Source organism: Pseudomonas sp. LBUM1662 (assembly GCF_059695915.1).
In genome coordinates this window covers 5,785,579-5,798,903 of sequence record NZ_CP166793.1, presented here as the reverse complement: position 1 = coordinate 5,798,903, position 13,325 = coordinate 5,785,579, and the positions used below count along the sequence as shown (strand labels likewise).

The window sequence follows — 13,325 nt, the reverse complement described above, 5'->3', positions numbered from 1 at the left end:
TCACATAACGTCACGGGCAGCGCTGGGTCGCGCTGTCCTCAAGCTAAGGTTGAAGATGATGCGGAGCAAGGTGACAGGTGCGCAGCGTTGGGTCGTGAAGATCGGCAGCGCTTTGCTGACGGCGGACGGCAAAGGCCTGGATCGCGCGGCAATGAGTGTCTGGGTCGAGCAGATGGTGGCTTTGCATGAGGCTGGCGTCGAACTGGTGCTGGTGTCTTCCGGGGCAGTGGCGGCGGGGATGAGTCGCCTGGGCTGGAGCGTACGACCCAGTGCGATGCATGAGCTCCAGGCGGCCGCTGCTATCGGTCAGATGGGGTTGGTGCAGGCTTGGGAATCGAGCTTTGCCGAGCATGGTCGGCATACCGCGCAGATTCTCCTGACTCACGACGACTTGTCTGACCGCAAACGCTACCTGAACGCCCGCAGCACTTTGCGTGCGCTGGTCGAGTTGAAAGTGATCCCGGTGATCAACGAAAACGACACCGTGGTCACTGATGAGATCCGGTTCGGCGACAACGACACCCTGGCGGCACTGGTGGCCAACCTGGTCGAGGCTGACTTGCTGGTGATCCTCACCGATCGCGATGGCATGTTCGACGCTGACCCGCGCAACAACCCTGATGCGAACCTGATTTACGAAGCGCGCGCCGATGATCCGGCGCTGGATGCTGTCGCTGGCGGTACCGGTGGTGCGTTGGGTCGTGGCGGCATGCAGACCAAATTGCGCGCTGCGCGCCTGGCAGCGCGTTCTGGTGCGCACACCATCATCGTCGGCGGGCGCATTGAGCGCGTGCTGGATCGTCTGAAGGCGGGCGAGCGCATCGGCACCCTGTTGTCGCCTGAGCGCGGCATGCTGGCGGCGCGCAAGCAATGGCTGGCCGGGCACCTGCAAACCCGCGGCACGCTGGTGCTGGATGCGGGTGCTGTGACGGCACTGTCCCAGGGCAACAAAAGTTTGCTGCCGGTTGGCGTCAAGCTGGTTCAGGGCAGTTTTCGCCGTGGCGAAATGGTGGTGTGCGTGGCGCCGGACGGTCGTGAGATCGCCCGCGGCCTGGCCAACTACAGCGCGCTGGAAGCACAAAAAATCATCGGTCAGTCGTCTGAGGCGATTGTCGGTCTGTTGGGTTACATGGCGGAGCCGGAACTGGTTCACCGCGATAACCTGATCCTGGTCTGAAGGAATATTTGAATGCGTGTGGCAAAAGGATTGTTGGGTCTGCTGTTGGCAATGCCGCTGCTGGCCTCGGCCGAGGAGATTGGCCAGGTATCGACGGTGTTCAAATTCGTCGGCCCGAACGACCGTATCGTCGTAGAGGCGTTTGATGATCCAAAAGTCGAAGGCGTGACCTGCTACCTGTCGCGAGCCAAGACAGGCGGCGTGAAGGGCGGTTTGGGCTTGGCTGAAGATCGCGCCGAAGCGTCGATTGCGTGCCGTCAGGTAGGCCCGATCAGCTTCAAGGGTGAGCTGAAGGATGGTGACGAGGTGTTCAAGGAGCGCACGTCGCTGGTGTTCAAGACCATGCAGGTGGTGCGCTTCCTCGACAAGAAGCGTAATACGCTGGTGTACCTGGTCTATAGCGATCGCTTGATCGAAGGCAGCCCGCAAAATGCGGTCACCGCCATCCCGATTCTGCCGTGGACGCACGCTCAATAAACTAACAAAGATCCAAAATGTGGGGGCGGGCTTGCTCGCGAAGAGGGAATGTCAGTCGACATGGATGTCGACTGATGCACCGCATTCGCGAGCAAGCCCGCTTGTATGTTTAGACTTGAAGGGGTGGGCGGGACTAAAAGCTCGATTCCGACTCTTGCCAGTACGGACCGTGGGAGACTTCTCGTCCCGCCCTTTCTACCCAAAGCGCCGATAAGGAATTCATCGGTACAACCGACGATAGAGGCAAGCCAGCGCAAGGGTAAACCCCGACAAGCACCTAAACCCTAGCTCCGAGGATTCGTCATGACAATCCTTACTTCACCAACGGTGATTGGTATCGATGTGGCCAAGGCCGAAATCGTGGCTTACCGCGAAGACCTGAAAACCACTCAACACATCAACAACGACCGTGAGGCTCTTGGCCGTTGGCTCAAAATGCTGCCTGCGCAAAGCTCAATTGCCCTGGAAGCCACCAGCATTTACCACTTGGACACGGTTGAACTGGCCCATGAAATGGGGCACCGGGTTTACGTGGTGGATGCTTATCGGCTGAGCCATTACCGCGAAAGCATTGGCCAGCGGGCGAAAACCGACCCTTGTGACGCGCGCCTTCTGGCGCGTTACCTGAGCAGTGAACAGCAGCGGCTGCGCGTCTGGAGTCCACCTCCGCAGGACTACAAGGTGTTGAAAAGTCTGCTGCATCGACGCGCAGAACTGGTCAACTTGCGTGTGAGTCTCACGCTGAGCTGGTCGAGCGAACTGCTCTTGAACGATGAGCTGGCCCGGCTGTTGAAGTCCCTCAAACAATCTGAACAGGCCATTCAGAAGTTACTGTTCAAAGTCAGTAAAAGGGCCGGCATTACCGAAAACATCAAGCGCTGCAAAGCCATTGAGGGGATTGGTGATCTGACGGCTATCGGCTTGGCGACCGCTTTCATGCGCGGCCACTTCGCCAGCGGCGATGCGTTCATTGCCTTTTTGGGAATGGACTTGAGGCCCAAAGACTCCGGGAAAAAGAACAGCCCCCGTCGCCTGAGCAAAAAAGGCGATACAGAGTTACGGCGTCTGGCTCACAACGCGGCAATGGCGGCTTGCAGGTCTCTCACCTGGAAACCGTTCTATGAATCCTATCTGGCCAGAGGCCTGGCCAAAACCCAAGCCCTGGTCATCCTCGCTCGCAAGCTGTGCCGGGTGGCATTCGCGCTCATGAAAAACCAGAGCGAATACCAGCCGAATTTGAGGCAGCAGGGTTCCCCTGCAACATAGAATCTCCCACATTTTTTTTGCGTCGCGGTTACCAAATCGCAGGCAATAAAAAACCGACCCTGGGGTCGGTTTTTCAACAAGCTTATCGCTTATGCGGCAACAGCAAGGTTCAGAGCCTTGACGTGACCGTTCAGGCGGCTCTTATGACGAGCTGCCTTGTTCTTGTGGATGATGCCTTTATCGGCCATACGGTCGATAACTGGCACAGCCAGAACGTAAGCTGCTTGAGCTTTTTCAGCGTCTTTTGCGTCGATGGCCTTAACTACATTCTTGATGTAGGTACGAACCATGGAACGCAGGCTGGCGTTGTGGCTGCGACGCTTCTCAGCCTGTTTTGCACGTTTTTTGGCGGAAGGTGTGTTGGCCACCGTCGAGCTCCTCGAAAGACTTTTTAGGAAATAGCAAACAAAATAGGCCGCGAATCATGCCGATGAGTTGATGTCTTGTCAAGGGCGGTTGAGACGTTCCGCTAAGTGGTAGGTATAAAGAGGCGGGATATTTATTTCCGGCGCTTGACCTGTAAACTCGCGAGCTTTGGCTCTGTGCTGCTGCGGCGCGGAGTATCGCATAAGTAGGCGCTTTGTTCGCCTGCTGTTTATCGACAGGCACAAACTCTTTCAATGAATCTGCTCAAATCGTTGGCCGCCGTCAGCTCTATCACGATGCTTTCCCGGGTTCTAGGGTTCGTTCGTGACACCCTCATCGCACGCACATTTGGCGCCGGGATGGCGACTGACGCATTCTTCATCGCCTTCAAACTGCCCAATCTGTTGCGAAGAATCTTCGCCGAAGGGGCTTTTTCCCAGGCATTCGTGCCGATTCTTGCCGAATATAAAAGCCAGAAGGGCGAAGAGGCGACGCGAACCTTCATTGCTTACGTTTCCGGCCTGCTGACGCTGGTGCTGGCCTTGGTCACCGCGCTGGGCATTCTCGCTGCGCCGTGGGTCATCTGGGCCACAGCGCCAGGTTTTACCGACACCCCGGAAAAATTCGAGCTGACCTCCAACCTGTTGCGGGTGACTTTTCCTTATATATTGCTGATCTCCCTGTCTTCATTGGCCGGTGCGATCCTCAATACGTACAACCGCTTCTCCGTGCCGGCCTTCGTGCCGACCTTGCTCAACGTCAGCATGATTATCTTTTCGGTGTTCCTGACGCCGTACTTCGATCCTCCCGTCATGGCCCTGGGCTGGGCGGTGCTGGTGGGTGGCCTGGCGCAATTGCTCTATCAGCTGCCGCACCTGAAAAAGATCGGCATGCTCGTGCTGCCACGCCTGAATCTGCGCGACAGCGGCGTCTGGCGGGTGATGAAGCAGATGCTGCCAGCGATTCTCGGTGTGTCCGTGAGCCAGATTTCGCTGATCATCAACACCATATTCGCCTCGTTCCTGGTCGCCGGCTCCGTGTCGTGGATGTATTACGCCGACCGCCTGATGGAATTACCGTCCGGCGTGCTGGGCGTGGCATTGGGCACTATTCTGCTGCCGACGTTGGCCAAGACCTACGCCAGCAAGGATCGTCAGGAATACTCGCGCATCCTCGATTGGGGCCTGCGCCTATGCTTCGTGCTGGTGTTGCCGTGTTCGCTGGCACTGGGGATTCTGGCCGAGCCGCTGACCGTTTCGCTGTTCCAGTACGGGCAATTCAGTGCGTTTGATGCTTCCATGACCCAGCGGGCGCTGATCGCCTATTCCGTCGGTTTGCTCGGGATTATCGTGATCAAAGTGCTGGCGCCAGGCTTCTATGCGCAACAAAACATCCGCACTCCGGTAAAAATCGCGATTTTCACCCTGATCGTTACCCAGTTGTTCAACCTGGTGCTGATCGGTCCGCTGGCTCACGCCGGTCTGGCCTTGGCCATCAGCATCGGTGCCTGCATCAACGCCGGGCTATTGTTTTATCAGCTGCGCAAGCAGCAGATGTATCAGCCGCAACCGGGCTGGGCCAAGTTCGGCGCCAAGCTTGTGATTGCGGTGTTGGTGATGTCGGCTGTGCTGCTGGCCGGGATGCATTTCATGCCAGCCTGGGATCAGGGGCATATGCTGGAGCGGTTCCTGCGCCTGGGCGCATTGGTCGCTGCCGGCGTGGTCGCTTATTTCGGCATGCTGCTGTTGATGGGCTTTCGTTTGCGCGACTTCAATCGCAAGGCGTTGAGCTGAGGCTTTGGCCTCGATAAACATGGGCGAACCGGCAGTTTTGTCGGCTCGATTACTTTGGGTTACGGTGTTGCCTGTCGTCGGCCGCCGGGTGTGGTTATAATCGACCACTTTATGAGCAAGAAGCGCGTTATGCAGCTGGTTCGAGGCCTCCACAACCTGCGCCCCCAGCATCGGGGCTGTGTCGCCACTATTGGCAACTTTGACGGTGTTCACCGTGGCCACCAGGCTATCCTGGCGAGGCTGCGTGAGCGCGCTATCGAGTTGGGCGTGCCCAGCTGCGTGGTGATTTTCGAGCCGCAGCCGCGAGAATTCTTCGCCCCGGACACGGCCCCGGCCCGTCTGGCCCGGCTGCGGGACAAACTGCAGCTTCTGGCCGACGAAGGTGTCGACCGAGTCCTGTGCCTGGCCTTCAATCATCGTCTGAGCAAGCTCAGCGCCAGTGAGTTCGTCGAAACCATTCTGGTCGACGGCCTCGGCGTGCAGCACCTGGAGGTCGGTGACGACTTCCGGTTCGGCTGTGATCGGGTAGGGGATTTCGATTTCCTGCAACAGGCCGGCATCGTTCACGGTTTTACCGTCGAAGCGGCGCAAACCGTCGAGCTGGACGGCATTCGTGTCAGCAGCACCCAAGTGCGTAATGCATTGGCTGCTGCCGACTTTGCCTTGGCCGAGCGGTTGCTCGGGCGCCCGTTCCAGATCACCGGGCGGGTCCTGCATGGCCAGAAGCTGGCGCGCCAACTGGGTACGCCAACCGCCAACATTCAACTCAAGCGTCGCCGTGTGCCGCTGACCGGGGTCTACCTGGTCAATGTCGACATCGACGGCAAGACCTGGCCAGGCGTCGCCAATATCGGCGTGCGGCCCACGGTTCAAGGGGATGGCAAAGCCCACCTCGAAGTACACCTTTTAGATTTTGCCGGCGATCTGTATGACCGGCGTTTGACGGTGGTTTTCCACCACAAGCTGCGTGAAGAGCAGCGTTTCGCCTCTCTGGAGGCGCTTAAGACGGCGATCAATGCGGATGTTGCCGCCGCCCGTGCCCTGTCGCACCTAGCGCCAATCGCTAATGAAGAGCCTTAAATGACCGACTATAAAGCCACGCTAAACCTTCCGGACACCGCCTTCCCAATGAAGGCCGGCCTGCCTCAGCGCGAACCGCAGATTCTGCAGCGCTGGGACAGCATTGGCCTGTACGGTAAGTTGCGCGAGATTGGCAAGGATCGTCCGAAGTTCGTTCTGCACGACGGTCCTCCGTACGCCAACGGCACGATCCACATCGGTCATGCGTTGAACAAGATTCTCAAGGACATGATCATCCGCTCGAAAACCCTGTCGGGTTTCGACGCGCCTTATGTTCCGGGCTGGGACTGCCACGGCCTGCCGATCGAGCACAAAGTCGAAGTGACCCACGGTAAAAACCTGGGCGCGGACAAGACCCGCGAACTGTGCCGTGCCTACGCCACCGAGCAGATCGAAGGGCAGAAATCCGAATTCATCCGTCTGGGCGTGCTGGGCGATTTCGCCAACCCGTACAAGACCATGGATTTCAAGAACGAAGCCGGTGAAATCCGCGCTTTGGCCGAAATCGTCAAGGGCGGTTTCGTGTTCAAGGGCCTGAAGCCCGTGAACTGGTGCTTCGACTGCGGTTCAGCCCTGGCTGAAGCGGAAGTCGAATACGAAAACAAAAAGTCCTCGACCATCGACGTGGCGTTCCCGATTGCCGACGAAGCCAAGCTGGCTGCCGCTTTCGGTCTGGCGTCCCTGGCCAAACCTGCCTCGATCGTGATCTGGACCACCACCCCGTGGACCATCCCGGCCAACCAGGCGCTGAACGTTCACCCGGAATTCAACTACGCCCTGGTCGACGTCGGCGACAAACTGCTGGTGCTGGCTGAAGAGCTGGTCGAGTCGTGCCTGGCCCGTTACAGCCTGGAAGGCTCGGTCATCGCGACCACCACCGGTAAAGAACTGGAACTGATCAACTTCCGTCACCCGTTCTACGATCGTCTGTCGCCGGTTTACCTGGCCGACTACGTTGAACTGGGCGCTGGCACCGGCGTGGTTCACTCCGCTCCGGCCTACGGCGTGGACGACTTCGTGACCTGCAAGAAATACGGCATGGTCAACGACGACATCCTCAACCCGGTACAGAGCAACGGCGTTTACGTGCCGTCGCTGGAGTTCTTCGGCGGCCAGTTCATCTGGAAGGCCAACCCGGCCATCGTCGACAAGCTGACCGAAGTCGGTGCGCTGCTGCACACCACCATCATCGAACACAGCTACATGCACTGCTGGCGTCACAAGACCCCGCTGATCTACCGCGCCACCGCGCAGTGGTTCATCGGCATGGACAAAGAGCCTGTCAGCGGCGACACCCTGCGCAAGCGCGCGCTCAAAGCCATCGAAGAGACTCAGTTCGTTCCGGCCTGGGGCCAGGCGCGCCTGCACTCGATGATCGCCAACCGTCCGGACTGGTGCATCTCCCGTCAGCGCAACTGGGGCGTGCCGATCCCGTTCTTCCTGAACAAGGAAAGCGGCGAGCTGCACCCACGTACCGCCGAGCTGATGGAAGAAGTCGCCAAGCGCGTCGAAGTCGAAGGCATCGAAGCCTGGTTCAAGATGGACGCCGCCGAGTTGCTCGGAGACGAAGCGCCGCAGTACGACAAGATCAGTGACACCCTGGACGTCTGGTTCGACTCGGGCACCACGCACTGGCACGTCCTGCGCGGTTCGCACCCGATGGGCCACGAAACCGGCCCGCGTGCCGACCTGTATCTGGAAGGCTCGGACCAACACCGTGGCTGGTTCCACTCGTCCTTGCTGACCGGTTGCGCCATCGACAACCACGCGCCGTACCGCGAGCTGCTGACCCACGGCTTCACCGTGGATGAGTCCGGCCGCAAGATGTCCAAGTCCCTGGGCAACGTGATCGCGCCGCAAAAAGTCAACGACACCCTCGGCGCCGACATCATGCGTCTGTGGGTGGCTTCCACCGATTACTCGGGTGAAATGGCGGTTTCCGAGCAGATCCTGCAACGCAGTGCGGACGCCTACCGGCGTATCCGTAACACCGCGCGCTTCCTGCTCTCCAACCTGACCGGTTTCAACCCGGCCACCGACATCCTGCCGGCCGAAGAAATGCTCGCGCTGGACCGTTGGGCCGTGGATCGTACCCTGCTGCTGCAACGCGAGTTGCAAGAGCACTACGGCGAATACCGTTTCTGGAACGTCTACTCCAAGATCCACAACTTCTGCGTGCAGGAGCTGGGCGGTTTCTACCTCGACATCATCAAGGACCGTCAGTACACCACTGGCGCCAACAGCAAGGCACGCCGTTCGGCGCAAACCGCGCTGTACCACATCTCCGAAGCGCTGGTGCGCTGGATCGCACCGATCCTCGCTTTCACTGCCGACGAGCTGTGGGAATACCTGCCGGGCGAGCGCAACGAATCGGTGATGCTCAACACCTGGTACGAAGGTCTGACCGAACTGCCGGACAACGTCGAACTGGGCCGCGCCTACTGGGAGCGGATCATGGCGGTGAAGGTCGCGGTCAACAAGGAAATGGAAATCCAGCGCGCGGCCAAGGCCGTCGGTGGCAACCTGCAAGCCGAAGTGACGCTGTTTGCCGAAGACTCGCTGAGCGCCGACCTGGCCCAGCTGAGCAACGAACTACGCTTCGTACTGATCACCTCGACCGCCAGCGTGGCGCCTTTTGTTCAGGCACCTGCGGACGCAGTAGTCACCGAAGTCAGCGGCCTGAAGTTGAAAATCGTCAAGTCGGCCTTCGCCAAGTGCGCCCGTTGCTGGCACTGCCGTGAAGACGTCGGCGTGAACCCGGAGCATCCGGAAATCTGCGGTCGTTGCGTCGATAACATCAGCGGCGCGGGCGAGGTTCGTCACTATGCCTAATGCCGTTGGCCGTTTCGGACGGTTGAGCTGGCTCTGGTTGAGTTTGCTGGTCCTGGTCATCGACCAGGCCAGCAAGTTCTACTTCGAAAACAAGCTCGAAATGTTCCAACAGATCGTGATCATTCCCGATCTGTTCAGTTGGACCCTGGCCTACAACACCGGCGCTGCCTTCAGCTTCCTGGCTGACAGCTCAGGCTGGCAGCGCTGGTTGTTTGCCCTGATCGCCATTGTGGTGAGTGCGGTGCTGGTGGTCTGGCTCAAGCGTCTGGGGCGCAACGAAACCTGGCTGGCCGTCGCGTTGGCGCTGGTGCTGGGCGGGGCGCTGGGTAACCTGTATGACCGCATTGCCCTGGGCCATGTGATCGATTTCATTCTGGTGCATTGGCAGAACCGCTGGTACTTCCCGGCGTTCAACTTCGCCGACAGTGCAATTACCGTCGGTGCCGTGATGCTTGCGCTGGATATGTTTAAAAGCAAGAAAACCGGAGAAGCCGTTCATGACTGAACAGGTATTGGCTGAGCAACGCATCCGCCAGAACACGGAAGTCACTTTGCACTTTGCACTGCGCCTGGAGAACGGCGACACGGTCGACAGCACCTTCGACAAAGCCCCGGCGACCTTCAAGGTCGGCGATGGCAACCTGTTGCCAGGTTTCGAAGCAGCGCTGTTCGGCTTCAAGGCCGGCGACAAGCGCACGCTGACGATTCAGCCGGAAAACGCTTTCGGCCAGCCGAACCCGCAGAACGTGCAGATCATCCCGCGTTCGCAGTTCAAGGACATGGACCTGTCGCCGGGTTTGCTGGTGATCTTCAACGATGCGGCCAATACTGAGTTGCCGGGCGTTGTGAAGGAATTCGATGACGAGCAAGTGACCATCGACTTCAACCACCCGCTGGCTGGCAAGACATTGACGTTTGACGTCGAGATCATCGACGTCAAATCGCTGTAACTGACCGAACTCGGTCAATTGCAGGAGCGAAGCTTGCTCGCGAAGGCTTCATAACATTCAACATCAATGTTGAATCACATACCGCTTTCGCGAGCAAGCTTCGCTCCTACAGGTTGTAATGATCTAACTTCTTGCGCGCAAGACACGAGGCACAGCATGCAAATCAAACTCGCCAACCCCCGTGGCTTCTGCGCCGGTGTGGACCGGGCGATCGAAATCGTCAACCGCGCCCTGGAAGTTTTCGGGCCGCCGATCTATGTGCGCCACGAAGTGGTCCACAACAAATTCGTCGTCGAAGACCTGCGTGCTCGCGGGGCGATCTTCGTCGAAGAACTGGATCAGGTGCCGGACGACGTCATCGTGATCTTCAGTGCCCACGGCGTTTCCCAGGCCGTGCGTACCGAAGCCGCTGGCCGTGGCCTGAAAGTGTTCGACGCGACCTGCCCGCTGGTGACCAAGGTGCACATCGAAGTCGCGCGCTATAGCCGTGACGGTCGTGAATGCATCCTCATCGGCCACGCCGGCCACCCGGAGGTCGAAGGCACCATGGGCCAGTACGATGGCAGCAATGGTGGCGCGATCTATCTGGTTGAAGACGAGAAAGACGTTGCCTCGTTGCAGGTGGTCAACCCCGACAAACTGGCGTTCGTGACCCAGACCACCCTGTCCATGGACGACACCAGCCGCGTGATCGACGCTCTGCGTGCACGCTTCCCGGCGATCGGTGGCCCGCGCAAGGACGACATCTGCTACGCCACGCAAAACCGTCAGGACGCCGTCAAGCAACTGGCCGACGAATGCGACGTGGTGCTGGTGGTCGGCAGCCCGAACAGTTCCAACTCCAACCGCTTGCGTGAACTCGCCGAACGCATGGCCACCCCGGCCTACCTGATCGACGGCGCCGAAGACCTGCAAAAGAGCTGGTTCGACGGTGTCGAGCGTATCGGCATCACCGCTGGCGCCTCTGCGCCTGAAGTGCTGGTGCGTGGCGTGATCCAGCAGTTGCAGGCCTGGGGGGCTACTGGCGCCGATGAACTGGCCGGTCGCGAGGAGAACATCACGTTCTCCATGCCTAAAGAGTTACGGGTCCGCTCGCTGCTCTGAGTTTTTTCCTCTCTCGCATAACGCCTGTGCAGTTTTTTTGCTGCGCAGGCTGACGCGACCGCTCGAGGCCAGCACCACCTGGAACTGACTCACCGGTTCGTGGGCTACGCAAATGTGTAACGTCCCCGATTGAAAACCGCCGTGCAGCGGTTCCCCCAGATGACTGAAACGTACAGAAGTCTGGATATGCTGATTGCCGAAAATCGGCACCCGAGTGCTGCTCTGGTGCTCAACCAGCATCGGATTACTGCTGTCTTCCTGCCCTTTGCCGTTTACGTCCAGAATGATCCGCCAGCCTTGGCTCCAGTCGTCGTTTATTCCGTGAATGACGGTAGGCTGATTGCGCGTTATCGCTTCGCTCCTGGCGCTGCGAATACCACCGGCAAGAGACTTCGCCGCCTCCTCTCGATGATTCGATTCTGTAAGGGCCGCGAACGCCGGACTGACCAACAGCAGAACAATCCCGGCAATTGTCAGTCCCATAAGCAGTTCGATCAGGCTGAAACCTCGCTGATGCATGTCATCTCCCTCCCTGGAGTGCTGCGGCCCGCGCAATCCGTGCGCGAGTAAGGGCAAATCAACCGCACGCCGGTCGGTCGAATGTTCTAGCGTGTAGAAGCAGGTATAGCCGACGGCAACGGAGGGCACCGATGGATCATCGTACAAAAGGTTTCACGCTGATCGAGCTGTTGGTCTCGCTCGCGGTTTTCCTGATCCTGATCACCCTGGCCGTGCCGGCATTTACCCGGTCGGTGCAAGGCACCAAGGCCGACACCGAAATCGGCGACCTGCAACGCGGACTCAACTTCGCACGACTTGAGGCCATCGACCGGGGCGTCGCCATCCGGCTTCGTCCAACCGCGGGTGGCAGCGTCTGGACCGGTGAGTTGGCGGTCTATGACAGTACGAACACGCCGGCCAATGTATTGCGGGTTGTTCCAGCGATGAGCAGCGGCGCGACTCTGACGCTACCCTCAGGAGTGACCGCCATCGATTTCAACAACCTGGGTGGTTTGTCGGCGCCGTCCACACCCGTTGCGATCAGCTATGTATTGGGGGCGCAAAGCAGGACGCTGAATGTGTGTTTGAACGGACGAATTCTACTGGGTGGAAATTGCGGATGAGGGGACGGAGCAAACATGCACAGGAGGGCATGACGCTGATCGAGGTGCTGGTCGCGTTGGTGATTCTGACCGTGGGGCTGCTGGGCGCGGCGGCGATTCAGCTCAATGCGCTGAAATACACCGACAGCTCGCGGATGACCAGCCAGGCGAGTTTTATCGCCTACGACATGATGGACCGTATCCGCGCCAACTCCGGCGCCGACTACACCGTGACGCCACCGGCGTCGGGCAACCTGAACGTCGCCCGGGATCAGGACCTCTTCGATTTCACCACCAATATCGTCAATTTTGGCGGCGCGACGGCCACCGGCACCGTCACGCTGAACCAGCGTGTGTACACCATCACCATCACCTGGGATGACTCGCGCGCCGCCAATACCGCCAACTCGCGTCGCAGCTTTGTCCTGACCAGTCGCGCCACGGTCGACCCGGTGGCAACACCATGAGGCGGTCCAACAGAGGTTTCGGGCTGATCGAAATGTTGATTGCCCTCGCGTTGAGCCTGATTGTGGTGCTGGGCGTGGTGCAGGTTTTCATCGCTGCCAAGAACACCTACGTCAGCCAGAACACCGCCGCCGCCATGCAGGAAGATGCGCGTTTCGTGCTGAGCAAGATGATTCAGGAAATCCGCATGGTCGGCATGTTTGGCTGCCTGGGGACGATCACTGACTCCAGTACCGCGGGCGACTTCAACGCCAGTCAGATAACGCCGATCAGTTGGGATAACGCCAACCTCAAACTGACCCTGGTAACTGCGGATATCGGCGGTAGTAGCGGGGCGCCGGCCTGGACAGTGATCTCCGACTGTCGAAACACGGCGACGGCCTACACGGGTGCGAGGGTACCGGCCTCGGGGTTTCTGGCGTTTCCCATCCGGCGTCTGATCTACAGCTACAGCAACAACAAAATCATGTTGGGCTCTGGTACGGGCACGCCGACCCAGTTTGTGCTGATCGATAACGTCAGTGCCTTCAGCGTGAGCTTTGGCCTCGCCAATTCTGCCACTGACGTCGCCGCGTCCAGCTACAGCCCTAACCCGTCCGACCCCGCACGAATTCGCAGCGTCCGCCTGAGCCTGACACTCACCGACCCGAACAATCGGGTGCGCAATCAAACGTTCAACGTGGTTGCCGCCTTGCGCAACAGGTTGCAATGA

At 59.2% G+C, this 13,325-nt stretch carries 14 protein-coding genes; 12 read left to right on the top strand and 2 right to left on the bottom strand.

The features are described 5' to 3' along the window. Positions 1-58: 58 nt before the first annotated feature. From proB to ACA049_RS26365, 3 genes are all read left to right on the top strand, one after another. Positions 59-1,177: a glutamate 5-kinase gene (gene proB, locus ACA049_RS26375; RefSeq protein WP_219096089.1), complete on the top strand. Its 1,119-nt coding sequence runs from the start codon at positions 59-61 to the stop codon at positions 1,175-1,177. A 12-nt stretch (positions 1,178-1,189) separates the two neighbouring features. Next, positions 1,190-1,654 (top strand): CreA family protein, encoded by a 465-nt coding sequence (locus ACA049_RS26370; RefSeq protein ID WP_010467533.1) that lies wholly within the window; start codon positions 1,190-1,192, stop codon positions 1,652-1,654. A gap of 303 nt (positions 1,655-1,957) precedes the next feature. Continuing rightward, positions 1,958-2,920 (top strand): IS110 family transposase, encoded by a 963-nt coding sequence (locus tag ACA049_RS26365; RefSeq protein ID WP_497331004.1) that lies wholly within the window; start codon positions 1,958-1,960, stop codon positions 2,918-2,920. Positions 2,921-3,009: 89 nt separating this feature from the next. On the opposite strand, the gene rpsT is transcribed toward ACA049_RS26365, so the two are convergent. Then, on the bottom strand, positions 3,010-3,288 hold the full coding sequence (gene rpsT / locus ACA049_RS26360; protein ID WP_008154937.1) for a 30S ribosomal protein S20: 279 nt from the start codon (positions 3,286-3,288) through the stop codon (positions 3,010-3,012). 252 nt (positions 3,289-3,540) lie between these two features. On the opposite strand from rpsT, the gene murJ reads away from it, so the two are divergent. The 6 genes from murJ (at position 3,541) to ispH (ending at position 11,045) form a co-directional block, all read left to right on the top strand. Beyond that, positions 3,541-5,079: a murein biosynthesis integral membrane protein MurJ gene (gene murJ, locus ACA049_RS26355; protein WP_497331002.1), complete on the top strand. Its 1,539-nt coding sequence runs from the start codon at positions 3,541-3,543 to the stop codon at positions 5,077-5,079. A gap of 129 nt (positions 5,080-5,208) precedes the next feature. Then, positions 5,209-6,159: a bifunctional riboflavin kinase/FAD synthetase gene (gene ribF / locus ACA049_RS26350; RefSeq protein WP_497331000.1), complete on the top strand. Its 951-nt coding sequence runs from the start codon at positions 5,209-5,211 to the stop codon at positions 6,157-6,159. Further along, positions 6,160-8,991: an isoleucine--tRNA ligase gene (gene ileS, locus ACA049_RS26345; protein WP_497330998.1), complete on the top strand. Its 2,832-nt coding sequence runs from the start codon at positions 6,160-6,162 to the stop codon at positions 8,989-8,991. Then, positions 8,984-9,496: a signal peptidase II gene (lspA, locus tag ACA049_RS26340; RefSeq protein ID WP_219096094.1), complete on the top strand. Its 513-nt coding sequence runs from the start codon at positions 8,984-8,986 to the stop codon at positions 9,494-9,496. The genes ileS and lspA overlap by 8 nt, the downstream gene beginning before the upstream one ends. Positions 9,497-9,503: 7 nt before the next feature. After that, positions 9,504-9,941 carry an FKBP-type peptidyl-prolyl cis-trans isomerase gene (gene fkpB / locus ACA049_RS26335; RefSeq protein ID WP_392893750.1) on the top strand — a complete coding sequence of 146 codons (438 nt, stop codon included), beginning with the start codon at positions 9,504-9,506 and terminating at the stop codon, positions 9,939-9,941. Positions 9,942-10,097: 156 nt separating this feature from the next. Further along, the gene (ispH, locus tag ACA049_RS26330) at positions 10,098-11,045 is read left to right on the top strand and encodes a 4-hydroxy-3-methylbut-2-enyl diphosphate reductase (protein ID WP_109634961.1); all 948 of its coding nucleotides are present in this window, start codon (positions 10,098-10,100) and stop codon (positions 11,043-11,045) included. Here ispH and ACA049_RS26325 read toward each other — a convergent pair. Then, complete coding sequence (locus ACA049_RS26325; protein WP_497330996.1) at positions 11,022-11,564, bottom strand: GspH/FimT family pseudopilin; 543 nt, start codon at positions 11,562-11,564, stop codon at positions 11,022-11,024. The two genes, ispH and ACA049_RS26325, sit on opposite strands and share 24 nt — an antisense overlap. A gap of 131 nt (positions 11,565-11,695) precedes the next feature. Here ACA049_RS26325 and ACA049_RS26320 point away from each other — a divergent pair, with 131 nt between their 5' ends. The 3 genes from ACA049_RS26320 to ACA049_RS26310 are packed head-to-tail and all read left to right on the top strand — an operon-like array spanning position 11,696 to position 13,325. Next, complete coding sequence (locus ACA049_RS26320) at positions 11,696-12,169, top strand: GspH/FimT family pseudopilin (protein WP_497330994.1); 474 nt, start codon at positions 11,696-11,698, stop codon at positions 12,167-12,169. After that, positions 12,166-12,615 carry a type IV pilus modification protein PilV gene (pilV, locus tag ACA049_RS26315; protein ID WP_497330992.1) on the top strand — a complete coding sequence of 150 codons (450 nt, stop codon included), beginning with the start codon at positions 12,166-12,168 and terminating at the stop codon, positions 12,613-12,615. The genes ACA049_RS26320 and pilV overlap by 4 nt, the downstream gene beginning before the upstream one ends. Further along, the gene (locus ACA049_RS26310; RefSeq protein ID WP_497330990.1) at positions 12,612-13,325 is read left to right on the top strand and encodes a PilW family protein; all 714 of its coding nucleotides are present in this window, start codon (positions 12,612-12,614) and stop codon (positions 13,323-13,325) included. The genes pilV and ACA049_RS26310 overlap by 4 nt, the downstream gene beginning before the upstream one ends.